The sequence below is a fragment of the Haloarcula sp. Atlit-47R genome (genome assembly GCF_003665985.1).
Classification (GTDB): domain Archaea; phylum Halobacteriota; class Halobacteria; order Halobacteriales; family Haloarculaceae; genus Haloarcula; species Haloarcula taiwanensis.
Genome location: NZ_QPLQ01000001.1, coordinates 15,843 through 39,890 on the forward strand (window position 1 = coordinate 15,843; position 24,048 = coordinate 39,890).

Below are 24,048 nucleotides of genomic sequence, written 5' to 3' on the forward strand. Positions count from 1 at the left end.
AATTTAAGCCCAGTCACTGTGACAGTTGATACATAATGGCACACGAACAAGGCGAGTGGAAACCCAAAGGTGCGACAGAGACGTTCAACGGCTTCGAGGTCTGGGACCACGGCGTCTGGCCGGCTGACGTGAACCAGAACGACACGACGAGCGACGAGGAGTAGCGGCGTCCGCCTTCAATTCTCACAGCTGATCAGCGGCGGCTACGGGGCCGGGAAGGCCCGCTTGTCGCGGGGCGGGACGTAGAAGTTCGAGCGTGACACCACCTCGATGAACTCCAGCAGACCGTTGTTCTGCCGGTCCCGGAGCTCTTCGTGTTCTTCCCGGAGCCACCAGCCGTTCATCGCGTCCCGGACCTCTTCGAAGTCACGCGGGTGCTCCTGTAGCGAGAGGAAGTGCAGGCCGGCCTGACCGCCGTCAATCGTGTTGAAGTCCCGCCGGAGAAGAATCGGCTCCCCGTCCTTGCGGGCGCGGGCCACCTTCTCGAAGTGGCCGACCTCCCCCTCGCTGCTCGCGTGCTCGCGGACCATGTCGGCGAAAGGGAGGTCGCCCCTGTCGATGTCCGCCGGCGAGAACTCCGCAGAGAACAGTCGCTTGACGCGGTCGGACTGGGCGAGTTCCCACCAGGTATCGAAGGCCTCGTTGATTCGTGAGAGGTGTATCGTCGTCCCGCCGGCGTAGGGACCGTCGTCGATTGTAACGCGGTCCTCGCTGGCCTGGGTGCCGGACCGGCCGGCAAAAAAGCCAGAGAACATATAAGACTCCTCGGGGATGTCGGCAGGGACGCCTTCGGCATCAGCGTGGGCCGCCGGGAGTCCCTCGCCGATGAAGCCGCCGCGGCGGTCGGCGACGGAGAACACGTCACCAAGCCGGCCCTGAATCTCCGTATCGGCCAGCCTCGGCCGCGTGTCGAACATCGCGGATTCTGCGGCGGCGAGGTGCGAGGGAACGTCGCTCGCGAGAACGAGCATCGCGTCGAAAGACTGCAGGTCGGGGTCGTCCGTCCGGGAGAGGGCTCGCGGGCTGCGTATCGGGGACGTATCGAGCGACCCGTAGGTGTCGAAGTAGTTCGTCCCCCAGGCGAGCATGTGCAGGAGCCCTGCACTGTTGAATTCATACGCGTCTTCCAGTGTTCGCATCGCTAGCTCGACAGTCTCCGCGGCTGCATCCGACGGCTCGGTGTCGAGGTCGAGCATGAACAGCCGGAAATGATGTGGCAGCAGGTCGTTGCCGGCGGCATCGCTCCGGAGGCGCTCGTTCCAGGCGTGTTGCCGTATCGGGAGTTCGTCGGCTCGCGGGTTCGGGTCGAGGTCACCCGTCGGTGACTCCGCTTGTCTGGCCAGCAAGGACGAACAGCCGCTGAGACCGGCCGCTCCGGTGAGTGCAGAGAGCCGAAGCAGCAGTCCGCGGCGCGAAGTCATGGTATACTATCACAGGGGTGGGACTACGTGGAGAAAAGCTTTGTCTCAGGAGAACAGGTCGCAACGGTTTTTTAGTTGCCAGTCCGTACCACATTCCATGTTAACTATACCCATTCACTCGGAACCGGGACTCAATCTCCCGTTTCCACCCGATATGGGCGCGGCAGTCCTCGGTGTCGGGCTGGTCGTCCTCGCCGTCATCACGTACGATATCTATCAGCAGCACTGGGCCGGAGAGGGTACCTGATGGCCACCGAGCAATCGAATTCCAGGCTGACCGCCGTTTCACTTCTCGGATATCTCCGAATTCTGGTTTACACCCTCGCTACGCTGCTGGCGCTGTCACTGCTTGTTGTCGGCACAATCGGCCTCATCGCCGAACTCAAGGGGAGCTGGCACTGGCAGATTCACCTCGAATCGACCATCAGCTACATCGGGCTGTTCGTCAGCCGCCTCCTGATGGTCCTCGTGCCGCTGTTCGTGGTCCTCGTCGTCGGTCGACGGGTGGTCCCCGATGCGTGAGCGACTGCGTGTGAACCCATTCGGGGTAGTCGCGGCGGTGTCGGTCACGCTGCTCTGCGTGCTGGTCGCGGGTGCGGGAGCGGTCGCAGTCATCGCACAGTCGATCAATACCTGGCGGTCGCTCTTTCTCATGGAACAGGCGATGGCGTTCCTGCTGCCCGCGGTGAAGGTCCTGCTGGTCGTCGGCCTCGTCGCCAGCGTGGGGCTCGTCCTCCGCATCCAGTAGCCTAGCCGATCTGGGCGACGATTTCGTCCTCGAAGCGGACCAGGCCCTCACAGACTAGCGCCGCCGCGAGGAACAGTCCGTCGTCGGCCTCCTCGCGCATCTCGTCGGTGAAGTCGACGACCCACTCGCTGAGGTGTTGCTCGATGAACACCCGCTCGTAGCCGACGGTCTCCTCGTCGCCCTCGCGCTGGCGCTCGATGAGATAGCGCAGGAACGCCAGTTCGACGGCGATGAAGTCGTCCTCCTCGGGGTACTCCTCGGGGGGTGCCCACCCCGCCGCGGCGTAGCTGGCATCGACCTCGGCCAGCCCCTCGCCGATGAACTCCGTGTCCTCGCGGTAGTTCGTCTCGTGGGGCAACACCGGCGGGCGCGGGCCGACGAGCAGGTCCGTGTACTCCCGTTCGAGGTCGTCACGCACCGCCGACACCGACCGGTCCGCGTTGTCGTCGATCCACGCCCGTAGCATCTCGAAGCCCTCGTCCAACTGGTCGTTGATGGAGTCGCCCGGCAGCTGCACGTCGCCGCTCAACAGCCGCTCGACGAACGCCTCGTCGGGCACGTCCCAGAACACGTCGATGACGAAATCGACCAGTTCGAGGCGGGCCTCGTAGACGGCCGCGTCGTTCATCGTTTCTCCCCCTGATCGAACAGCAGACGGCTCCGACAGTCGCTACAGTACTCGAAGACCGAGTGGTCGGCGTCGGGGGCCAGGCCCTCGACCTGACTGCCGACCTCCTCCTCGATTTTGGTCGCGGAGGCGACGCTGGTGAACGGCTTGCCACAGCGGACGCATTCGAGCATGTCGCCGTCGTGGACGGTCACCCAGGCCTCGCCGCCCCGGTTCTCCGGGAGCAGGGAGCGGTCCAGCCCGTCGTGCATCGTAATCGCCGTCTCGGGACACCCCTCCTCGCAGAGCCCGCAGTTCACGCAGTCCGCGTGGTTGAACGCCAGTTCGCCCTCGCCGGTCCGCTGGATAGCGTCGGTCGGACAGAGGTTCGTACAGGTCGGCGTCAGCGTGCACGCGTCGCTGACGTCCATGACGCCGAAGTCCTTCAGCCCGCGAATTACCTCCCGCTCGGGGTCGACGTGGTCGAGGATGGTTCGGACGCTCTCTAGAGTCCAGCCGTGGCTGTCGAAGTCGGGGTTGGGGCGGGGTTCCTCGCGGTCGGCGTCGCTGCGGCCCGTCGCCTCGTAGTCGCCGGCCGGTATCGGCGTCTCGTCGAGGCCGAACTCGACGAACCCGGACAGTGACTCGGCGAAGGCCTCGGGGTTGCCCGCTTCCGGGGCGAAAAAGCCGACGCGGTCGCCCAGGCCGAGGTCGGTCGTCGCCTGATTGACCCGGTCGACGAGGTCCTGCTTGGGGTCCGGCCCGGAGTGGAGACAGGAGCCGCCACAGCCGACGATGGCGACGCCGTCCGCGCCGGCCGCCAGCGCGTGCATGACATGTGCCTCGCCGACCGTGTCGGTGCAGTTGACCCGGACCGGGAGGATGGGCGGGTAGTCGAGGTCCCCCGACTGGACGGCCTTCCGTCCGTGCGCCCGGAGCCGCTCCATGGCGTACTCCGAGCAGACGAACGCGATGACCTGCGTATCGATGCCGTCGTCGCCGCGCGAGAGCAGGCCACCGTCGGCGTCGTCCTCCAGCAGCGCCTCGACCTCGCGTGCGAGCCGGCGGTTCGACGGCTCGCGGAGCTGTGTCGCGCCCGTCGGACAGGCGCTCGTACAGGCCCCGCAGTTCTCGCAGGCGGCCTCGTCGAACTCCACGGAGTCGATGGTCGGCCGGTCGACCGCGCCGTGGGGACAGGCGTCGACGCAGGCCGTACACCCCTCCTGACTGGACGCGCCAGCGGCACAGACGTCCATCTCTAGGTCGAGGAACTGCGGCTTCTCGATGCCGCCCAGTTGCGATTCGACGGCGGCGATAGTGCCGGCGTCGACCGGGCCGGTGTAAAAGCCCAGCCGGCCGCCGCGGGCGTCGTCGCGGCCGCCGGGGTAGATGACCTGGTCGACCTCGACGGTGCGCGTGACCCCCGCCAGGTCGATGGCGTCGGTCGGACAGGTGTCCGTCCACGCGCCGTCCGGTGCGTCCGGGTAGATGTCGACGGGGAACTCCGTCACCATGCCGTCGGGACCCTCCCGCACGCAGTCCATGCAGTCGATGCAGTCGTCGGTGACGCGGGCTTCCAGCGTGAGTTCGTACTCGCCGTACGAGCCCTCGATGTCGACAACCCGCCCGCGCTCTATCGTCACATTGCTCAGCCCTTCCACGTCAGCGAAGTCCTGCCCGTCCGCGATGACCGTCACGTCGGCGTCGTCGGTCAGCGACCGGGCGGTCCCCGGGTCGCCGACGACGGCGACGCGGTTGCCGGCGTCTTTCGACACCGTTCGCGAGGGTGCTTCCTCGCGAAGTCCCGCGCGTGTCGCGTTGATGAGGCGGGCCGTCTTGTCGGTTGCCGCCGCCTCGCCGTGGACCCAGGCGTTGGTCTCCCGATGGTCGACGAACACCGACGCCTCGGGGTGCAGGCCGTGCTCGTCCGCAAGCCCGCGAATGCGGTCCTGACACGACGGTTCTGGCGTCGTCGCGATGATCTGGTCGAGGTCGTACTCCTCGATGACCTGTGACATCCCGGCCAGCCCGTCCTGGCAGAGCAGTTCGGAACTGGCGACGACATCGACATCGTCGACACCGTCCCGTACCGCTTCGAGGTCGATGTCACACGACCCCCCACAGGAACACACAAAGGCACCTGTATTCATTAATCATGCAAAATCCTGTCGAAGTAATAGAACTTGCGGAGTGTTCACATATGTGTTCGTGAACACAACCCCCAAAATTTTGGCCCGTCAAAAAATCCCCAGTAATAATCATGGCAAAATATGACACCTTTTATCATACATGACAGTGAATTTGTAGCACGCCTAGTTAGACAATGACAAACCAGATTGCGTGGCAAACGTGGACAGCATCGGTAATGGGTGGGCACCATTCACCATGAGTACACAACAGGACCCAGTCTCACTGGACCTCGACCGGCGCTCGTTTATGAAAGCGAGCGCCCTCGCAGGGGGCGTCGCCCTCGGCGTCAGCGGCGCTGGTCGGGCACTTCAGGAGGACGGCGAGGAAACGGACGGAGCAGACACGGACACCGAACTGACCAAGACAATCTGCAACTACTGTTCGGTGGGCTGTGGCTTCCGCGGCGAGCGACAGGGTAATTCCTTCGTCGGCATGGAGCCATGGCACGAACACCCGATAAACGCCGGGTCGCTGTGTTCGAAAGGGGCTGGCATCTACGAGACCGAACACTCCGAGAAGCGTCTCAAGCACCCGATGATACAGGAGGACGGGGAGTGGCGCAAGATGGGGTGGAACGAGGCCTACGACCGTCTGGCGACGGACATCCGGGCGCTGTGGCCCGACGACGACACCTCACCGGACGAGGCCGTCGACGTCGACGCGGAGCACAGCCGCGAGAGCGTGATGTTGCTCGGCAGCGCCCACCACTCCAACGAGGAGGCCTACGCCATCCGGAAGCTGGCGGCGTTCATGGGCACGAACAACATCGACCACCAGGCCCGGATTTGCCACTCCACGACGGTGACTGGGCTGGCAAACACCTGGGGCTACGGCGCGATGACGAACACCGTTCAGGACTACCGGAACTTCGACCTGAACATCATCATCGGCCAGAACCCCGCCGAGGCACACCCCATCGCGATGCAGCACATCCTCGAGGGGCAGAAACGCGGCGGGACCATCCTCAATCTGGACCCGCGGTTCACCAAGACCTCGGCCCACGCCGACGAGTTCATGCGGTTCCGGCCGGGCACCGACGTGGCCCTGATGATGGGTATCATCAAAGAGCTCCGGGACAAGCACGGGCTCGCGATGGACCCGGACGCGGACGACAGCGGGCAGAACATGCTCACCGACCGCGTCCAGGGCTGGGAGGACGTCGACGCTGAACTCGACCAGTACGACAAGGAGACCGTCGAGGAGATAACCTGGGTGTCCGCCGAGGACATCGAGCGCATCGCCGACATGATAGACGAGGCCCGGCCCCACATCCAGATCGAGTGGGCGATGGGCGGGACCCAGCACAACAACGGGACCCAGAACATCCGCTCGTACGCGATGGCGAGTCTCGCTTCCGGGAGCGCGGCCCGGAGCGGCGGCGGCCTCCAGGTGATGCGTGGCCACGCAAACGTCCAGGGTGCGACCGACCTCGCGGTCGCGAGCCATATCCTGCCGGGGTATTACGGTCTCTCAGCCGGCGGCTGGTCCTGGTGGGCCGAAATCTGGGACCGGACCCCGGAGACCAGCGGCGACACATCGTTTGCGGACATGTACAACCGGTTCGAACTGATGCCGCCGGAGAAGTATGTCCGCCAGAGCCCGAACTACGAAGGGAGCGAGGACGCCGACTCGCTACCGCCGAACGCCGACCACGGGCCGAACAACCCGGCGGAGAACTCGATGATGTTCCAGAACGGGCTGACGGTGGCCCGCTGGTTCGAGTCGGCGCTCGACCGGGAGGACCGGTACCAGGAGACGCCGATATACCAGCCCGACCAGACGAAAATCGCGTTCTTCTGGGGGCACTCGGCGAACTCCATCAGCGAGATGGAGCAGATGAAAGAGGGGATGGAGAACCTCGACCTGCTGGTCGTTATCGATGTGTTCCCCTCGGTCGCGAGCGTCCTCCCGGACTACGAGGACGGCCCGCCGGTGTTGCTGTTGCCGGCGTCGAGCCAGTACGAGCACTACCGCTCGCTGACCAACACGAACCGGTCGGTGCAGTGGTCCGAGCCGGTCCGCTCGCCGGCCCACAACTCCAAGCCGGACCTCCAGATAATGCAGGAGCTGGCCGGCTACCTGGGCTTTGGCGAGCACTTCGACTGGGGCGCGGGCTCGGAGCTGTACAACGGCAAGTCCAGCTACGAGGGCGTCGTCCGGGAGTTCAACCTCGGGACCAACACCATCGGCTACCGGCAGACCCCCGAGCGACTCCAGCAACACTTAGAGTACGACTGGGCGTTCTCCAACGAGGACCTCAAAGGGGCCGAAGGGACGCCGGTCGCGGGCGAGTACTGGATGCTCCCCTGGCCCTGCTGGGGCGAGGACCACCCAGGTACCCCGATTATCTGGAACGACGACCTAGACCCCAACAACGGGGGGCAGGACTTCCGGACCCGGTGGGGCGTCCAGGCACCCACGCCCGAGGACTGGGAGGCGATGCCGACCGACGACGAGTACCCGATGCAGGAGACGCTCGACGCCGTCGGCGACCGGTACGAGAGTCAGGAAGAAGCGCTCGACCTGACCCGTGCGCCGTACAACCCCGAGTGGGCCGACGACGACGACACGGCCGCGGACGGCATGATTCACGGCATCCCGGAGTATCCGGGCTGGAAGGTGACGCCGCCACAGAGCCTCGTCGACCCCGAGCAGGAGGTCCAGCCGGACGAACTCACCATCCCACAGCAGTACGCGCTCGACAATCAGGAGTCTGTGTACACCGCCGCGCAGGCGCTGAACGACCCTGACACCGGGAGTGCAGTGTTCGACGAGTACCTCGAAACGATGATTGGCGAAGGCGTCGACCCCGAGTTCTACGAGGAGTACGACTACGCCCAGCCCGACGCGCCGACCGGGCGCGGCCGGGCACGGGCCGTCGTCTGGAGCTTCCTCGACAAGGTGCCGGTCCACCGTGAACCCATCGAGGGGCCGGACACGGAACTGCTGAACGAGTGGCCAGCGAACGGCCAACAGCGGAACTTCTACCGCCTCGACCAGAACAACCTCGTCGAGCAGGAACGGGCCACAGATATAATCCACAATCAGGACGACGGTCCAGATCTTGACACCATCATGACCAGCGGGCGGCAGGTCGAACATCAGGGCGGCGGCGCGGAGACGCGAAACAACATCCACACCGCCGACCTCCAGCCGCACATGTACGCGGAGATTACGCCGAACAAGGCGGAAGAACTCGGCGTCGACGGCGGTGATCTCGTGGTCATCTCCTCGACGGACCGTGGCTCCGTGCTGGTGAAAGCCCGCGTGACGGACCGGCCGAACGACCAGGAGGTGTTCCTGCCGTACCACTGGGGCGGCGTGTTCAAAGGCGAGAGTCTGGAGGACAAGTACCCGGACGGCCACGTCCCCTACGCCATCGGGGACTCGGCGAACGCCATCACGTCCCGGGGCTACGACGTAGAGACACAGATGCAGGAGACAAAGGTGTCGATGGTCGCGGTCAACCCGGCGACACCGGCGGTACTGGACCGGTACAACATCGACGTGGACCTCGACTTCGACTTCCCGCAGGACGTGAACGACGTCGGGACCCAGAAGGACTTCGATGTCCGCGACAACTCGACGGTGCAATGAGGTGAGCTAGTATGTCAACAGGAAATGAAGTAATGCACGACGGCGTGATGAGTACCGGCGAGGACGCGCGCATCTTCCCGGACGTCGAAGCGTGCATCGACTGTGGCGGCTGTGTCGTCTCCTGTAAGCGTACGTGGGATGTCCCACGGGACGAACAGCGAATCAGTATCGCGACGATGCTCGAAGGCCAGGAGGCAGCCTCCGGGCTCAACGCGAGCAGCGGTCGAGCGATGGAACAGAGCGAATCGCCCGGCGAGACCGCGGTGCCGATGCAGTGTTACCACTGCTCGAACGCGCCGTGTGTGTCGGTGTGTCCGACCGACTCGCTCATCTCGAAGGAGAACGGCTTCGTCCGGGTCCGAGACGACCTCTGTATCGGCTGTCAGTACTGCCTCTCTGCGTGCCCCTTCGGCGCGCCCCAGTTCCCCGACGAGGACGAGGGGGTCGCCAACCTCGTCGGCAGCGGCGGCAATATGGACAAGTGTACCATGTGCGAGGAGCGCCAGGACGTCGGCAAGGGGCCGGCCTGCGCCGAGGAGTGTGCCACTGACGCGATTCTGGTCGGAACGCCTGAACAGATCTCGGACGAACTGGACAACAGGGACAGTGGCACCTTCTTCAACGACGTCGCCATGGACATCATCTTTGGCGAGGACGCCAGTGAGTTCCAATGACAAACACAGAAGACCTTCCAGAGGTGAACGGCTACAGCCGCGTCTCGGTGCTCGTCAGCGCGGTCGTCGGCCTCGTGGTCGCAGGGCTGGCGCTGTTCTGGGCACAGGGATTCAGGCTCGGCTACGAGTCGCTGTACCGGGTCAATCCAAGCGTCGAGGGCGGCGGTATCGGCGCGGACTGGGTGTTCGGCAACACCATCCCCGCGCTCGATTTCCTCATCGCGCTCATCCACGCGGCCGACGTCATCATGGGCGCGTTCATCCTCGTGATGGTGTTCATCCACTGGGCGGCGTTCCAGCGGCTCGCCGGCCAGATGCGCGACCCGGGAGAGGACGTGGGCGAGGCCGTCGCGGCCGACGGTGGCTCGCCGGCTCCCGGTGAAGGACAGGGAGGTGACAGCTCGTGAGCAACCTAGACCACGGGAAGTTCACGCGCGTGACGACCCTGTTCCACTCGCTGCTGGGCCTTGACGTGTTCCTGCTGTTTTTCACCGGCTACGCCATCATGTTCAACGACGAACTGTGGTGGATGCTGACGCTGATGGGCGGGGCCTCCGGTGTGACGGCGATTCACCGCATCACCGGCATCGGGCTGGTCGCGCTCGTCGTCTTCTGGATCACACTGCAGGTGATCTCCTCGACCGGACGGAGCAACTTCGCGAAGATTCTCCCGGCGAAAGACGATGTCGACGCGTTCATTCAGGACATCCAGTTCGTGCTCGGCCGGGTCGACGAACGGCACCCGAGCGCCCGGCAGTTCGCCGGCTACAAGGCCGACGAGGTCCCGCTGCTGTCCTACATCGGCAAGGGCGTCGTGTTCATCTTCTCCATCGAGCTGACCCTGCTTGCGATTTCGGGGCTGCTCATCTGGAGCAAGACCGGCCTCGCTGCGATGTTCCAGACCAAGGCGGCCGCGATGGCCTTCGTGACGTTCCACGGCCTGCTGGGCGTCATCATGCTGATGGGGGTCATGTTCCACATCTTCGAGCACGGGATGCACCCCGCCTTCTACCCCGTCGAGACGAAGGCGTTCATCCCCCGGAGCATGGTGCCCGAGCACCACGGCGACGACGATGAGGAGCCGGACACCACGGGGATTGAGCGCCTCTCGCTGTCCCCGTCGTGGCGAACGGTCTCGACTGTCTTCGGCGCGATGACCGTCATCGGCATCGTCTCGGTGCTCATCGGGAGCATCTTCGACGAGGGCTATCCGGTCCCGCGTGAAATTGCCATCGGCGGCGGACCGTCGAGCATCCTGTTGACCGTCGGTATCAACCTCGGGATGGTCGTGCTCGGCGTCGGCCTCGTGCTCTCGATGTACGGAAACGTCCTGCGCATCCGCTGGGAACAGCAGTTAGAGCAGGAGCGGGAGCCGACGACTGCGGCCGACGGAGGCGAACCCCAGACCGACGGCGGCCAGCCTGAATCAGACGACACCGAGAACTGACCCGACTGAGAACCGTTTTCTGTGCAGCTACGCGATGAGTGCCTGTCCTTCCGGCGATAGCTCGACGCCGACATCCTGTCGGGTCTGCTCCTGAATCTGGTTCAGGTTCCGCGTCAGGACCTTGAGAATGTCTTTGGGTTCCGGATAGACGAGCATGTTGCCGTCGCCGTCCTCCATGACCAGCTGTGTGTCGGAGAGCGCGACCTGATCGCCCTCGATGCTGGCGACGATGACATCCAGTGCTTCCGCGCCGCCGGGGTCGCCTTCCGTCACCTTCGTGATATAGAGCGCATCAAGCCCGATGAGGTCCTTGTACTCACGGACCTGTTCGGCGCAGGCGACCATGTCCTGTGTCACCGCCGTCTTCTGATCGTTCCCATGAGCACCCTCGTAGCAGTGTTTACAGATTCGCAGTTCGAGACGCATGTCCCTGACTATGTGACTGTCTCTCATTACCGTTGTGGCGGGGCCGTGCAACCAGTAGTGTTTACTGTACCGCTGTGAAATGATAGCATATGGCATCAGCGCTCAACGCGGTGTATCTGGCACTGGTCGTCGTCGTCGGTATCGTCGGAACGCTGTTCGTCGCGAGCATCAGGTCCGCTGACGTGCAGTCCAGATGGCTCGAACTATCCTCGATTGGGGTCGTCGTGCTGTTCCTGCTGGGGCTGGGCGTCCAGTTCCTCGCGTAACTGCACACCTCGATCTGACACGCCACTGCTGAAGCGATAGCTATAGCGTGTCCTTCCCTGCGCAAAATATACAGACAGATGAGTGGTAATATATCTCAGTACCAGTAGAATATAGTTGTCTCTATCCAAAACTCGAATATATTTCGCGCTATTTGCATCTACGCTGCTGTGTTAGTACTATATTTCGAAAAATTGTGTCTAAAACAGATATTCAGACGTACTACATCGAAATTCGGTGTGTTTAGCTACTACTTGGAACATATCCAGTGATACGAAACGCGTAATCGATGTGTCTCAGTTAGCGTAACAGTAGTACATCCATTATTGAGATACGGACTACGGCAGAGTCATGGTAGCATCCAGTACCGACCGATGTACGATGACGTTGACAACCGTTCACTCATACGGAACAATACGCAGAGACACCGGTTATCAGCCAACGCTACGAACTAACAGTATCCAATGAAAGCAGGGGCTCGTGTCCCCTTACGGGTGTTATGTGACGATATAATACGTGGCAAACGCTTACGTGCACTTCGAGTTCTCCCTTGACCGGTCTGTGTTGTGCTACAATCGCTGTCCGAGTACGGCCGTGTTGTCGAAAGTACGCTGCTCAAGCGTGGCGTCCACAGGATTGTACTATCGTTCCCCGTCGCTGAACACTGCCGTCACGAATAGGTGACGTTCAGCTCAATCACGTTGGCGACTTCCAGTACTTTCTGCGGGAGTTCCTCGCGGAACCGATCGCCACGGAACCGATTGGTCGGTCCCGAGACGCTGATCGCACCGAGAATGTCGTCATCGTGGTTGAGCACTGGGGCAGCGACGCAGCGAAGCCCTTCGAGACGCTCTTCGTCGTCGAAAGCGACGCCGCGCTCCCGAACGTCCGCTAACTCTTGCTCCAGCTCCGCTCTGGTGCGTATCGACTTGCTGGCCTCCCCACCGAGTCCGTGGCGGTCGACGATCGCATCAATCCGTTCGGTCGGCATGTGTGCGAGAATCGCTTTTCCGAGCGCTGTCGTATGAAGCGGAACGCGCGTTCCGACGTGGGCCTTGACCTGCACGGCTTTGTCTCCCCGAGCGCGGTACAGGTATGACCCGCGGCCGTGTTCTTCGACGAGAATATTCGCAAGTTCGCCGGTTTCTGCGGCCAGCCGATCAACTTCTGGCTTCGCAATCTCGAACAGTTTCTCCCGGTGACGGGCGTACGCGCCCAGTTCCAGGAATCGGAGTCCGACCTCGTACACGCCGTCTCTGTTGACAACGTACTCTTCTTGCTCCAGCGTGCTCAAGTAGTTGTGAACCGTGCTCTTCGGGATGCCGAGGTGCTGTGCCAGTTCGGTGACTCCGGCCCCATCGAGGTCTTTCAGTGCGTCAAGCACCTCGAATGTCGTCTCGGCGGATTTGACTGGGTTTTGAGCGGTCTTTGCCATACCCGGTCATGGTACGCCCTCGTATTAAACAGTTGTTCAAACATCTGGGACAGAGCGGTGGCTTCGACGGCACACTGGTCCCGGTCATGGCATATCAATAGCACCTCATTGCAGACTGTAGCGCGTCTGTTTCGGCCGATTGTCGCAGACAGCGATACCCACGGCGCGGGCAGTCAAATGAAGTGTAATAACTCCGTCGGCGCACATCCCTACCAGACCCACACACAGGCGCACAATCGAAATCAAGCCGAGGGGTGAGCGGGGTATCACGCTGTGACACCCTATCCAAAGCGGGTACTGACCCGTGCTCGGTCCGATGGTCGCTCAGACGACTGTAACGGGATTTTTCAGCGTTCCGATGGACTCGATGTCGATAGTGACTTCATCTCCCTCCTGCAGCGTGAAATCGTCGTCGGGAACGAGCGAAGTACCGGTGAGTAGCACTGACAGCTCGGGGACTGCGTTGTGTGCGGTGTAGTACGAAACGAGTTCCTCGCAGGTGCGTTTCATCTCGCTGGTGTTGGTCTCGCCGTGATAGACACGGTCGCCGCCGCGGTGAATCGACATCGAGAGCGTCAGCGAGTGCGGGTCCTCGATATCCGTGGCGACGGCCGGGCCGACCGAACAACAGCGGTCGTACACCTTAGCCTGGGGCAGATACAGCGGGTTCTGCCCCTCGATAGACCGACTGCTCATGTCGTTACCGACAGTGTAGCCGACGATCTCTCCTTCGTAGAGAACAACCGCGAGCTCAGGCTCGGGCACGTCCCAGTCTGAGTCGGCTCGGATACCGACCGCTTCGCCGGGACCGACAGTCCGATTCGGCGTCGATTTGAAGAATATCTCCGGTCGCTCCGCGTCGTACACGTCGAGGTACATCTCGGGCGTGTCGCTTTCCTCCGTCCGCGCTTCTTCGCTGATCTGGTATGTCACGCCAGCGGCCCAGACTTCGTCGGCAGTAACGGGATCGGTCGCATCAGCTCCGAGCCGCTGTTCGGACACTGCCTCGGCAGCATCGAGGTGGCGGGCGCTGAGTTCGTCCGGCGCGGTCTCCGCAATCGACGATGATTTGAGGAGGTCACGGAACGTTCGGAGCTGGGGCTTGACGCTGGTCAAATCGTACGTACTGTCCCCAGTTTCGACCGCTAACCGCTGTGAGTTCCCGTCGCGCAGCTGGTAGTATCTCATACAGAGATGCAAACTGCAACACTACATGAATCTTGTGCTGCCAACGGTATGGCTCTTGCCTGTCGTAAGACCGCACTGATATTTGCTGTGGAAGGCGGCTATCCGGCGGTAGACAAGTAATTGGGCGCAACCACTATGTTCCACAGAGCTACACACGCCCAACTTCCTGCCGTCGGGCAACAACCACCTTTCAATCAGGCTGATCTCTGTTCAGCAATACGGAACAGTTTGAATGACAGACGTACATACGTTATTCTGATATCCCAGTGTGTGTCGTGAGACCCAGCAGCCCAGTTCCTATTCGAGGCACAGGTGTTTGAGTGATAGCATTACGGCTTTCAATCCGCCACCACCTTTGTAATGTCCATTTGCAACAAGTCACAAGCAATAGATAAATCGCACGCGAATTCTGCAAGCACTGCCCACACGGTTACAACCACACTCGGACTTTTCTGATCCATATTCGAGTATACAAGCAGATATTATCGACATATGTCATTGCTAGACTGGATACAGCGTTTTTAATATCAATTCTCACTTGGGAACCCGAAAAATCCGAACAGTATCGCGCTTTCCATCTATCGAATCCACTTCGATAAGTCCACAGTCTGTGAACACCGCCTTCCAGTCCCGATAGTACAGCGGGACGTTGTCATCGACGTAGTTTACTTCACCTGCGTCGCCACCTTCGTTCTCGACGGTGATTAGCAGATCGTCCACAATCCGTGCCAGTTCCTCGAACGCCCAGTCGACATCCGGATGGAGGTGCTGGAGGGTTTCGACTGAAAAAACGGCATCGTACGTGTCATCCGCGACATCCGTGACGAAGTCCTCGATAGCCATCGCGTGGAACGAACCGTCGGCCGCGAGTTCGGGATACGTCTCGGCAAGGATGTCCAGCGCGTCGGCGTTGATATCGACTCCGGTTAGATCAGAGTAGCCAGCGTCGGACAATGCGGCGAGGTGCCGCCCGGAACTGCACCCGACCTCTAGAATAGCCGCGTCTCGCTCGACATGCTCTGCAAGTATCGACTGCACCAGCTCACTCGTCTCGTCCGCTCCATAGTAGGCATAATACGCGGGGGAGTACTCGCCGGACCGGTCGGCCCACTCCTCGCGAATGTCGGTAGAGTCCACGGTCAACTCGGGTGGGGAAGACGGAAAGTTCTGCCGGAACGGTCGTGATGACCATGACCGAAAGACGCAACAGCCACCCAGACGACCAGCATGCCATGGGCTGGACAGTGATGCCGGACTTCGAGGGACACGACGAGGCACGCGAGCAGTTCACCTGGGAACTGCCGGAGTCGTACAATCCGGCCGTCGACTTCCTGCAAAAACACGACGACCCCGAACGGGTAGCGCTCGAACAGGCGTACCCCGACGGGCGGCGCGAGCGGTACACGTTCCGCGAACTGGACGCGCTATCGGACCGGCTCGCGGCCGGGTTGGCTAGGCTCGGCGTTGAGGCCGGCGACCGAGTCGGCGTCGTCGTGCCACAGAAGCCACAGAACCCAGTCACGCACCTGGCGAACTGGAAGCTCGGGGCCGTGTCGGTTCCGCTGACGGTCCTGTTCGGCACGGACGCGCTCCAGTACCGACTGGACGACGCCGGCACGAACGTCGCGATTATCGATCCGGCCGTGCGTGACGACATCGACGCAGTTCGGGATGCCTGTCCGGCGCTGGAACACGTCGTCGAAATCGAAACCGACGCGCCGGCGGGTGATGTCCACGCCTTCGAGGATGTGCTCGCCGCGCCGGAAAACACCGACATCGAACCCTACGAGTCCACGCCGGACACCGATACAGCGATACTGTACACGAGCGGGTCGACGGGCCCGCCAAAGGGCGTCCGTCACTCACACGCGCTCTGGCTCGGACGAGCCGCAGCCGCGTACAACTTCTTCGATCAGGGACTGGGACCGGACGCGACGGTCTGGACGCCCGCGGACTGGGCCTGGGGCGCAGCGCTCGGCGGGACGCTCTTTGCGACGTGGCACCACGGCGGGACCGTCGTCGGCTACCCCGCTTCGGGCTTTGACCCCGACGAAGCGTTCGGCCTGCTCTCGGAGTTCGGCGTCACCCGGTCGTTCGTGCCCGCGACGGCCCTCCGGATGCTGATGGACGTCGAGAACCCGACGGCGACGTACGACCTCGACGTCGAGACCATCGCCGTCGGCGGCGAGTCGCTGACGCCGGAAATCGTCGACTGGGTGGCCGAGACGTTCGACTCGGTCACCATCAACGAGTTCTACGGGCAGACGGAACTGAACCTCGTCGTCGCCAACAACTCGAACTGGTTCGACACCCGGCCCGGCAGCATGGGCAAGCCGCTGCCGGGCTATGACCTGGCGATTCTGGACCCCGAGGCCGCCGACCGCGGCGTCGCCGACCCCGTTCCGGCCGGCGACCTCGGCGAGATAGCGCTGCGCCCCCACGACCGCTCGGTGTTCTTCGACGAGTACTGGAACATGCGGGAAAAGACGGCGGCCAAGGAGGTCGAGGGCTGGTTCGTCACCGGCGACCTGGCCCGGCAGGACGACGACGGCTACGTCTGGTTCAAATCGCGCAAGGACGACGTCATCATCACGAGCGGCTACCGCGTCGGGCCGACGGAGGTCGAGAGCGCGATTCTCGAACACCCCGACGTGGTCCAGGCCGGCGTCATCGGCGTCCCCGACGACACGCGCGGGGAAATCATCAAGGCCTACGTCGAGACGGCCGCGGACGCGCCGGCACGGGAGACGCTCCGGTCGGAAATCGAGTCCGTCGTTCGGGACCACCTCGCCGAGTACGAGTACCCCCGCGAAATCGAGTTCGCAGACGCGTTGCCACAGACGACCAGCGGGAAAATCCGGCGCACGGAACTCCAGGAGTGGCACGCCGACGCCGAGTCATCGTAATTCCCGGGAACAGACGGTTATTTGATTCCGGAATCGGCGGAATGAACGATAAGCCTAGAGATTTGTGCTCGTATCTTGGCTCTCTATCGAGGTATAGATATAAATACCTGAATTAATTGGGAATTTCATTCGGAAATTACGACTAGTGTGATATATAGAAGCAAACGCTCTGTTTGAAAACTAAAATATGGAATACGATGTCAAGTTAGCAGCAGTTCGACACTCTAGTGCAATATGAATTCGAAACACCGGTCAGTTACCTGTCGATGGCACGGTTCCCGGCACAATCCACTCCGAAACACGGCTGTTCTACTGGCACACCTACAGAGTCTCCGGCGGTGTGCCTATACGACACTGGTTGTCGGTGCAGAAAGTATGAATGGAACGGACAGCCAGGATAGCCCGGCGTTCGGACGCGGGTAATCCCGTTTGCCTCCTCCACCCCGCGACCCCACGAGCGACGGGTGTTCGATGGTCCGCTGCTCACTTCCGTGCCTGGCGGGGTGCCATCGTTTAACCACGTGGGCACACCCCTGCAGGTGCGACCACGCGGACCGCCGTCCCCGTGGGACGAGGCTTCCACGTTAGCTTACGGGGTCCACGTCCGTCAGACCGGACGCCCCCGGTGTTCGGTCCCCGCTCAAGACCACAGTGCGGGCGAGGAGGGGGGCCTAGCCCCCCGACCTAGTCCATCTGAAAGTCCGCCGCCACCCCATAAGGGCCTTTCGGATGCGCCCACAGACCGCTGGACGACGCCCCAGTGGGCAGACGGGCCTACAGCAGGTCCAGCGCCCGCGCGAACCACGTGCCACCGAGCGGGATGAGACAGCCGACGGCGACAACGCCCCAGCGGTGATGTTCCATCAGCGTTGACTCGGTCAGCCCCAACACGAGGCTCTCGGGGACGGTGACCGCCCAGAGGAGACTCAAAGCGACGATGAACACGCCCATGCCGATGCTCGCGCCCGCCGCGACGCTCGGGTCCGACCGCCCCTCGCGGCCGGCCGCCAGCACGATAATGCAGACGAGCGCGAACACGCCCGGCAACAGCGGGGACAACGCCCCCGAGTTGTAGTACGCTCCCACGGCGCTCGCGGTCTCGACGAGGCCGTACGGAACCGCGAGCGCAAGGAGATACAGAACGCAGCCGACGATACCGACAGTTGGAGCGAGCCGCAGGTCGTCCATATCGTCGCTGTGGCCGGCGGCGTCTTAACAGCGACGTTCGAGCGAAACGAGGAAATGTCGGCTCTCCGTATCCGTGACCATGGGACTGGGTTCCACCGCGAAAAAGATACAGAAGGTCGCCGACATTGCAGAGGACCTCTACAAGAAGGTCAACGAGCTGAAAACACAGCTCGAAGACCTGCGAAGCACTGTCGACGAGACGAACACCCGCGTCGACGGGATGGAGCAGGAACTGGCCGAACAGCGCGCGCTCATCGAGGCACTCGCCGAAGAACGGGGCGTCGACCCGGAGGCAGTCGTGGCCGAAGTCGCCGCTGACACTGATAAGAACACAGCTGAAGCGGCTTCAGAGTAACTCCCAGACAGCGGTACCATGAGCGCGGCGGAACCGGTTGGTTTAAACCATAACGTCATCATACCATTGTACGTAGGGCGCTTAGCTCAGCTTGGACAGAGTGCTTGGCTTCGGACCAAACCGTCGGGGGTTCAAATCCCTCAGCGCCCGTATCGGTTAGTTCCGGCGAATTTTCGGTTTTAAATCCTTCTAATCGCAGATTCTGGATTTATAATCTCGGTTCCTTTCGTTCAACAATCGAACGGTTCTGAACTGGAGCGGTATCGTCTGGTGATTCGCCTACATCTGCACCGTTCGTCTCTGAAAAAATCAATCGGCAATTGAGGGGTCACCACCGCTTGTATCGGAAACTCACGGCATTCAGGAACCGCCTCGAACGCTGTCAAGTGTTCCGTGCTGAATATATAGAAGGAGTTCAACAGTCACGTCTGGTCCGACGACCACTACCCGACGCGCCTGTGGCGTGTGAGCTGTCCCGGGTCCGGTCAAGTGGATAACGGCTCTCTTTCTCGCTTTGATCGCCGTCTCAGTGGAGCATATCAAGCAGGAAGATTGCGAGGAAGCCGACGAAGAAGAGCGTCGTCGACACCGGTGTCTCGGGAACTTTCCCGGCCTTCACCAGCAGTTCCTCGGTGACGAGGTACAGCAGGGCAGCGGAACCGAAGGCGAGGATAATCGCGATGGGGGCGCCGGTTACTCCGTCAAGTGCAAGCACGCCACCAGTTACGCCTGACGCGAGCAGCAGTCCGAAGACTGTCGGGACTGCGAGTTTCTTGACCACCCCGATATCTCGTGGGAGTGCGATGACGCCAGCAACACCGAGGAAGAGCACCTCGATGGCCAGCGCCACGGCGATGATGACGCCGGTGTCGGGATTGTCAAGGAAGGTTACCCCAATGAGGACTCCGTCAATGAGCATATCGATACTCACGGTGATGAGCAACCCCGCCGCGCCAGCAAACTGGCCGCCAATATCGCGCTTCTCGATGGTCTTACTCAGCCGGTGGATGCCCAACATCGTCGCAACCCCGATGGCGAACCCAAGCACTACGACTCGGGGTGCCCGGTCGTGAATGTTCGGGAGCAACTCAGCGGCAACGGCGGCGATCACAACTCCGGCCGCGAAGTGCTGAATGTTGCTTTCCATCTGCGGCCCCGGTGGATAGGAGATGGCGATTACGCCGCCCACCAAGGCGGCCACAACCGCGAGCGCGGTGTACGACAGCGCCTGAACCAGTACCATACGGTCCCTGCTGACCGAAGCGTCAAGAGTGTTTATCAGATACTGTTCACTGGTCCGGCAGTGGACGCGTCGCTGCTGGCTATGTGCTGTGTATTCAGCACGAGCCCACGAGAAAGTCTGGTTTCTCACATATAACGGGCATTCGACACCGTGGATTACGATGCCTCAAGCCCAACAAGGAAACCCGTCCACCAGTCGAGCGAGCGCCCTCAGCGCCCGTCGCGGATTTTCACCACCCAAACTGCCCGACAGCGTTGGCCCGAAATTCTCTATGAACGCAATGTTGTTGCTTTCCTTCGCTCGTCAAGCGGTTGGGACAGGGCTTGTGCCTTCCGGTGATTTACCTCTAGTCACACTGTACGCCGCTAAGAAACTCAATCACTCAGCGGGTATCGAACGAGTTAATCACGTCACCCGTGGAGTACGTCTCGACCAGGTTCTGTTCCTCGAAGTCGGCATCATCGCTCCAGATAGCTGCATCGTTGGCAATCGCGCACGCCAGATAGAGAACGTCGTCGGGGTCGGTGTCACCGATTGCTTCGTCTGCGTGCTTGATAGCTGGGTGGAAGTCTCCGGCAGGAACGACTTCGATGTACTGGAACAGGAGATCGACGAACTGTGCCACGCGGTCCGGTTCCATCCCGGACTTCTCCGCGATCAGTCGTTTGTAGCTATCGATCTCGTCGTGGACGAATGCCGGTGTCAAGAGGTCCGGTTCGAGTGTGACGATGAGTTCTCGCGTTTTCGAATCAGCGATGAGGGCAGAGATGACGACGTTGGCGTCGATGACCAGTTTTATTCGTCGTGTCTACGCCGATTCTTCGTCGACGCGCTTCCGTCCACGCTCGTTTATCTTGTCGGCGATCTCCTGTACGTCGGTCTCGGTGAGTTCGCTCTCACTGGTGAGTTCGTCCATCACTTCGAGCGCCTCGATCTTCTCTTCGATGGCCTGTCGTGTGACCTCGCTCCAGTTGATCTCGGGGTGTCTTTCCATGCGTTCCTTGAGGTCGTCGTCCACGTTGACAGTGATACTGGGCATACAGCAAGCTATGTGTTCACAGAATACTGTGTTTTTCGGTGAATCTTAGGACCACTGATTTTGGCCGCCTCAGGCCAAACAATGGACTTCGTTCACCAGTCGAGCGAGCGCCCTCAGCGCCCGTGGCATTTTGCTGCGAGCAGACAGTACGAACTGAAGAGTGTTGCCTGTGGAATTTGCAGCAGGGCGGAGCCGGCGTGACGGTAATCAAGTCCACGGCGCACGTAGCCGTCTGCACGCGTCCAATCGCTCGGGACCTGAAGCGCTACCGTTCGATGCCGACCACTATCAGGTCGATGTACTGGTCGAAACACCCGATACTGTAAGGGCAAGTGGCGAGCGTCTGAAAGAGTCCAGAGAGCGGACCTGGTCGTCGGGTTGCGCTGCAGTGACCTACCGTAGCTGCCAGTACAGCGACCACGATAGCTTCGCCGTCAAACACCGACGGGAGCGTCCCGTAACAGTGGTAAAGTGACTGTGTTCACCGACCCATCTACTATCCGGCTTGAGAGAACACGGAAGGAGCGCCTGTGCCGATACATTATTACTAACACAAGATTCTATTATCACAGGAATTATTAGAAATAGCTGTATATTTAATAACACAGATGGTATCTATCACGCGGCGACGACTACTGCAGACGGCTGGCGCTAGTGCAGCCGCGACGACGGTAACCGGCTGTCTCGGCCAGGGTGCGGCCTCGCTTGATTCCGTGACTGTAGGGTACGTCCCGATCTACCCCAACATGCAACACTACGTAATGGAACGGGAGGGCTACTACGACGCTGTCCCGGCAGAGGTCACTGTCGAGCGTTTTAGCTCGGGCCCCAGTGTCGTCACAGCGTTTGCCAGTGGGGACGTCGATGTCGCGTTCTTTGGCGTCACTCCGGCGATGGTACTCGCCGACAGAGGCACGCACGCAGGTGTTCTCGCTGCGAATTCACGAAACGGGTTCAAGATTATGGGGACAAGCAAGCTCGTCGACCTGTACGAGCAAGAGGCCGACGCCGTTTTCGACCGCTTCGAGCGTGAGAACGGACGAAAAATCCGGTTCGGTGTCCCACCGGATGGGAGCGTTCCCGACATTGTGCTCCGGTACTGGATTCAAGAGGCTCTCGACGCCGGGGAAATTGACACCGTCATCGACAAGTCGAAGGTTCCACCGGCGAAAGCGGTCCAGACAATTCAGTCGGGCGATATCGATGCGACCGTCATTCAGGAGCCGTTCGCGACGATAATCGGCCGTGAAGACGGCTACGGCGAACTCGAATGGTCGGGGACTGTCCTGGAGAACCATCCAGTGACGGTGCTCTACGCGACTCAGCAGGTCATCGACGCGAGCGATATCGCACGGTCACTGGTCGAACAGCACACCGTAGCGACCGCATTCACAGCGAGCGCACCGGACGTGGCCGCGGGCCACGCCGCGTCGGTCATCGGCTCGGGTGTAAGCGAGGAACTCGCTCAGGCGGCCTTCGAGTCACAGGCGTCCGATTTCATCTCGGACCCGCATGCTGTCACCGAGCAGACCGCGACGATGGGCGAGTTCGTTGCGAGCGTCGGAAACATCGACGAACCGGTGCCGAGTGAGGAACTGTTCGCCTTCGGCCCCTACGACGCCATCGAGTCATGAGCGCGCCCACCGACACCGGTCCCGAGACGCTGCTGGACGGAGGCGTCGAGAGAGAAGCACGGCGATATCTCCGTGGCCTCGGGGGCCTGGCGAGTTTCCTGCTTATCTGGTGGGTCGGAGCGCTGACGACGCAGCCGTCGTATCTGGTTCCGGGACCCGTCGACTCCGCACGCGCCTTCGTCCAGCTGTTCGCAACCTCGACACGAATCGTCGCCCCGCTCGCCGGACTGGAACTCGTCTTGCCGACGGGACTTGCACATCTCACACAGACCCTGTTTCATTACATCCCGGGCCTACTGCTGGGTGCCGCCTGTGGCAGTAGCCTCGGACTGGCGATGGGCTGGCACGACGTGCTAGACGACTGGCTGCGGCCACTCGTCCGGGTGCTGCGGCCGATTCCGCCGCTGGCGTGGGTCGTTTTCGCCATCGTCTGGTTCGGTATCCATCACACGGGAGCGGCCTTCATCGTCTTCGTCGGCGCGTTCTGGATTAACTTCTATGCCGCCTACGGCGGCGTCGAGGGCGTTTCGAGCGAACTCACCGACGCCGCATCGACGCTGGGAGTCAAACGGGACCTGTCGATGCTGAAGCTGGTCGCGCTCCCGAGTGCCGCCCCGCAGCTGCTGACGGGCTTCCGTACCAGCATCGGACGCTGCTGGATGATTGTCGTCGGGGCCGAACTGTTCGGTGCGCCCGGTGTCGGCTACGAGATCATCAACGCCGCGAACAACCTCGCGATGGAGACCAGCGTCGCGTACATGTTCCTCATCAGCCTCGCCTTCCTTACGATGGACGTTGGCTTCCGGCTATTCGAACGGAGGGCTCTCGCATGGCGCTGAGTGAACGGTCGTCGGACCCGGCCAAAGCGGGTCGGAAAATCGTCGTCGACGGTGTCAGTAAGGCCTACGACTCCGTACAGGCACTCTCGGGTGTCTCACTCTCCGTTCGGGAAGGCGAGTTCTGCTGTATCGTCGGTCCGTCGGGCTGTGGCAAGACGACGTTGTTGCGAACGATAGCGGGCCTCGAGGACACCGACAGCGGCTCGATTCTGGTCGACGACGACCGGGTCACGGAGCCGGGGCTTGACCGCGGGATGGTTTTTCAAGAGTACGCGCTATTCCCGTGGCTGACGGTCCGGGGGAATATCCGTTTTGGTCTCGACCGGCCCGCGTGTGACTGTCCCGATTGTGAAGGGCGGATACGGGAACTGGTCGACCTCGTCGGTCTGTCAGGGTTTGAGGATGCGTATCCCAAAGAGCTCTCGGGTGGGATGAAACAGCGCGTCGGCATCGCCCGTGCGCTCGCTGTCGATCCGGAGATACTGTTGCTGGACGAGCCTTTCGGCAGCGTAGATGCCAGAACACGCGACCGACTCCACGACGAACTGCTCGATATCTGGGCCGAAACCCGCCAGACGGTCGTCTTCGTCACTCACGATATCGACGAGGCCGTGAAACTAGCTGACAGGGTCGTTGTATTGGACGACGACCCCGGCACTGTCCAGTCGACAGTCACCGTCGACATAGACCGTCCCCGAGAGCGAACGTCCCACCGGTTCGTTGAGTACGTCGCACGCATCCGAGCGGAACTCGGTCAGACACCTGGTGCTAGCCAAAGCAGTCGATAAGACAGCTCTTCCTGCCTCGAAAGATGGCCCATGTAGCAGGGCCGCCACACTATCGCTCT

The 24,048-nt window shown here is 61.7% G+C and carries 25 protein-coding genes, 1 tRNA gene and 1 other RNA gene; 15 read left to right on the plus strand and 12 right to left on the minus strand.

Going from position 1 to position 24,048, the window contains the following annotated elements; genetic code table 11:
• Nucleotides 1–35: 35 nt before the first annotated feature.
• On the plus strand, nt 36–164 hold the full coding sequence (locus DVK00_RS22165) for a hypothetical protein (RefSeq protein ID WP_255410190.1): 129 nt from the start codon (nt 36–38) through the stop codon (nt 162–164).
• Between the two features lie 39 nt (nt 165–203).
• On the opposite strand, the gene DVK00_RS00100 is transcribed toward DVK00_RS22165, so the two are convergent.
• Nucleotides 204–1,421 carry a hypothetical protein gene (locus tag DVK00_RS00100; protein ID WP_121535075.1) on the minus strand — a complete coding sequence of 406 codons (1,218 nt, stop codon included), beginning with the start codon at nt 1,419–1,421 and terminating at the stop codon, nt 204–206.
• Nucleotides 1,422–1,518: 97 nt separating this feature from the next.
• Between DVK00_RS00100 and DVK00_RS21525 the strand changes: the two genes are divergently transcribed.
• From DVK00_RS21525 to DVK00_RS00110, 3 genes are read left to right on the plus strand one after another with little or no spacing between them, the layout of a single operon-like run.
• Nucleotides 1,519–1,668 carry a hypothetical protein gene (locus DVK00_RS21525; protein WP_198560178.1) on the plus strand — a complete coding sequence of 50 codons (150 nt, stop codon included), beginning with the start codon at nt 1,519–1,521 and terminating at the stop codon, nt 1,666–1,668.
• Entirely contained in the window at nt 1,668–1,943 is a 276-nt protein-coding gene (locus DVK00_RS00105) for a hypothetical protein (protein ID WP_101350378.1), read from the plus strand. The genes DVK00_RS21525 and DVK00_RS00105 overlap by 1 nt, the downstream gene beginning before the upstream one ends.
• Complete coding sequence (locus DVK00_RS00110; RefSeq protein ID WP_121577075.1) at nt 1,936–2,169, plus strand: hypothetical protein; 234 nt, start codon at nt 1,936–1,938, stop codon at nt 2,167–2,169. The genes DVK00_RS00105 and DVK00_RS00110 overlap by 8 nt, the downstream gene beginning before the upstream one ends.
• A 1-nt stretch (nt 2,170) precedes the next feature.
• On the opposite strand, the gene DVK00_RS00115 is transcribed toward DVK00_RS00110, so the two are convergent.
• Both DVK00_RS00115 and DVK00_RS00120 read right to left on the minus strand, forming a co-directional pair.
• Nucleotides 2,171–2,797 carry a molecular chaperone gene (locus tag DVK00_RS00115; protein ID WP_101350380.1) on the minus strand — a complete coding sequence of 209 codons (627 nt, stop codon included), beginning with the start codon at nt 2,795–2,797 and terminating at the stop codon, nt 2,171–2,173.
• Nucleotides 2,794–4,926, minus strand: a complete 2,133-nt coding sequence (locus tag DVK00_RS00120) for a hydrogenase iron-sulfur subunit (RefSeq protein ID WP_121577076.1) — start codon at nt 4,924–4,926, stop codon at nt 2,794–2,796. Before DVK00_RS00120 ends, DVK00_RS00115 begins: the two co-directional genes overlap by 4 nt.
• A gap of 235 nt (nt 4,927–5,161) precedes the next feature.
• On the opposite strand from DVK00_RS00120, the gene DVK00_RS00125 reads away from it, so the two are divergent.
• From DVK00_RS00125 to DVK00_RS00140, 4 genes are read left to right on the plus strand one after another with little or no spacing between them, the layout of a single operon-like run.
• Nucleotides 5,162–8,563 (plus strand): formate dehydrogenase subunit alpha, encoded by a 3,402-nt coding sequence (locus DVK00_RS00125; protein ID WP_121577077.1) that lies wholly within the window; start codon nt 5,162–5,164, stop codon nt 8,561–8,563.
• An 11-nt stretch (nt 8,564–8,574) separates the two neighbouring features.
• Entirely contained in the window at nt 8,575–9,237 is a 663-nt protein-coding gene (locus DVK00_RS00130; protein ID WP_101350383.1) for a 4Fe-4S dicluster domain-containing protein, read from the plus strand.
• Entirely contained in the window at nt 9,234–9,644 is a 411-nt protein-coding gene (locus tag DVK00_RS00135) for a hypothetical protein (RefSeq protein WP_101350384.1), read from the plus strand. The genes DVK00_RS00130 and DVK00_RS00135 overlap by 4 nt, the downstream gene beginning before the upstream one ends.
• Entirely contained in the window at nt 9,641–10,684 is a 1,044-nt protein-coding gene (locus DVK00_RS00140) for a cytochrome b/b6 domain-containing protein (protein ID WP_101350385.1), read from the plus strand. Before DVK00_RS00135 ends, DVK00_RS00140 begins: the two co-directional genes overlap by 4 nt.
• A 27-nt stretch (nt 10,685–10,711) precedes the next feature.
• Here DVK00_RS00140 and DVK00_RS00145 read toward each other — a convergent pair whose 3' ends face one another.
• Entirely contained in the window at nt 10,712–11,110 is a 399-nt protein-coding gene (locus DVK00_RS00145; RefSeq protein ID WP_101350386.1) for a hypothetical protein, read from the minus strand.
• A gap of 89 nt (nt 11,111–11,199) precedes the next feature.
• Between DVK00_RS00145 and DVK00_RS21530 the strand changes: the two genes are divergently transcribed.
• Nucleotides 11,200–11,376: a hypothetical protein gene (locus tag DVK00_RS21530; RefSeq protein ID WP_199722304.1), complete on the plus strand. Its 177-nt coding sequence runs from the start codon at nt 11,200–11,202 to the stop codon at nt 11,374–11,376.
• A gap of 668 nt (nt 11,377–12,044) precedes the next feature.
• Here DVK00_RS21530 and DVK00_RS00150 read toward each other — a convergent pair.
• From DVK00_RS00150 to DVK00_RS00160, 3 genes are all read right to left on the minus strand, one after another.
• Nucleotides 12,045–12,809 (minus strand): IclR family transcriptional regulator, encoded by a 765-nt coding sequence (locus DVK00_RS00150; protein WP_101350387.1) that lies wholly within the window; start codon nt 12,807–12,809, stop codon nt 12,045–12,047.
• Nucleotides 12,810–13,133: 324 nt separating this feature from the next.
• Nucleotides 13,134–13,997: a fumarylacetoacetate hydrolase family protein gene (locus tag DVK00_RS00155; RefSeq protein ID WP_121535078.1), complete on the minus strand. Its 864-nt coding sequence runs from the start codon at nt 13,995–13,997 to the stop codon at nt 13,134–13,136.
• A 534-nt stretch (nt 13,998–14,531) separates the two neighbouring features.
• Complete coding sequence (locus tag DVK00_RS00160) at nt 14,532–15,134, minus strand: class I SAM-dependent methyltransferase (RefSeq protein ID WP_101350389.1); 603 nt, start codon at nt 15,132–15,134, stop codon at nt 14,532–14,534.
• A 95-nt stretch (nt 15,135–15,229) separates the two neighbouring features.
• On the opposite strand from DVK00_RS00160, the gene DVK00_RS00165 reads away from it, so the two are divergent.
• Nucleotides 15,230–16,903 carry an acyl-CoA synthetase gene (locus DVK00_RS00165; protein ID WP_121577514.1) on the plus strand — a complete coding sequence of 558 codons (1,674 nt, stop codon included), beginning with the start codon at nt 15,230–15,232 and terminating at the stop codon, nt 16,901–16,903.
• A gap of 382 nt (nt 16,904–17,285) precedes the next feature.
• Here the strand turns inward: DVK00_RS00165 and ffs are convergent.
• An RNA gene (ffs, locus tag DVK00_RS00170) (signal recognition particle sRNA) lies at nt 17,286–17,598 on the minus strand.
• A gap of 79 nt (nt 17,599–17,677) precedes the next feature.
• A complete protein-coding gene (locus tag DVK00_RS00175; RefSeq protein ID WP_101350390.1) occupies nt 17,678–18,091 on the minus strand; it encodes a hypothetical protein in 414 nt (137 codons plus the stop codon).
• Between the two features lie 79 nt (nt 18,092–18,170).
• Between DVK00_RS00175 and DVK00_RS00180 the strand changes: the two genes are divergently transcribed.
• Together DVK00_RS00180 and DVK00_RS00185 are read left to right on the plus strand one after the other, a co-directional pair.
• On the plus strand, nt 18,171–18,446 hold the full coding sequence (locus DVK00_RS00180; protein WP_101350391.1) for a DUF5798 family protein: 276 nt from the start codon (nt 18,171–18,173) through the stop codon (nt 18,444–18,446).
• A 75-nt stretch (nt 18,447–18,521) separates the two neighbouring features.
• Nucleotides 18,522–18,596 (plus strand) — tRNA-Arg (locus DVK00_RS00185).
• Between the two features lie 376 nt (nt 18,597–18,972).
• Here DVK00_RS00185 and DVK00_RS00190 read toward each other — a convergent pair.
• The 3 genes from DVK00_RS00190 to DVK00_RS00200 all read right to left on the minus strand — a co-directional run bounded on the left by DVK00_RS00190 (nt 18,973) and on the right by DVK00_RS00200 (nt 20,728).
• Nucleotides 18,973–19,689, minus strand: coding sequence for a ZIP family metal transporter (locus tag DVK00_RS00190; RefSeq protein ID WP_101350392.1), 717 nt, complete (start codon nt 19,687–19,689; stop codon nt 18,973–18,975).
• Between the two features lie 382 nt (nt 19,690–20,071).
• The gene (locus DVK00_RS00195; RefSeq protein ID WP_101350393.1) at nt 20,072–20,488 is read right to left on the minus strand and encodes a PIN domain-containing protein; all 417 of its coding nucleotides are present in this window, start codon (nt 20,486–20,488) and stop codon (nt 20,072–20,074) included.
• A 9-nt stretch (nt 20,489–20,497) separates the two neighbouring features.
• Nucleotides 20,498–20,728 carry a hypothetical protein gene (locus tag DVK00_RS00200; RefSeq protein WP_101350394.1) on the minus strand — a complete coding sequence of 77 codons (231 nt, stop codon included), beginning with the start codon at nt 20,726–20,728 and terminating at the stop codon, nt 20,498–20,500.
• Nucleotides 20,729–21,336: 608 nt separating this feature from the next.
• On the opposite strand from DVK00_RS00200, the gene DVK00_RS00205 reads away from it, so the two are divergent.
• From DVK00_RS00205 to DVK00_RS00215, 3 genes are read left to right on the plus strand one after another with little or no spacing between them, the layout of a single operon-like run.
• On the plus strand, nt 21,337–22,362 hold the full coding sequence (locus tag DVK00_RS00205; protein WP_198560180.1) for an ABC transporter substrate-binding protein: 1,026 nt from the start codon (nt 21,337–21,339) through the stop codon (nt 22,360–22,362).
• Nucleotides 22,359–23,201 carry an ABC transporter permease gene (locus DVK00_RS00210; RefSeq protein ID WP_101350395.1) on the plus strand — a complete coding sequence of 281 codons (843 nt, stop codon included), beginning with the start codon at nt 22,359–22,361 and terminating at the stop codon, nt 23,199–23,201. Before DVK00_RS00205 ends, DVK00_RS00210 begins: the two co-directional genes overlap by 4 nt.
• On the plus strand, nt 23,192–23,989 hold the full coding sequence (locus DVK00_RS00215) for an ABC transporter ATP-binding protein (protein WP_101350396.1): 798 nt from the start codon (nt 23,192–23,194) through the stop codon (nt 23,987–23,989). Before DVK00_RS00210 ends, DVK00_RS00215 begins: the two co-directional genes overlap by 10 nt.
• The last annotated feature ends 59 nt before the right edge of the window (nt 23,990–24,048 follow it).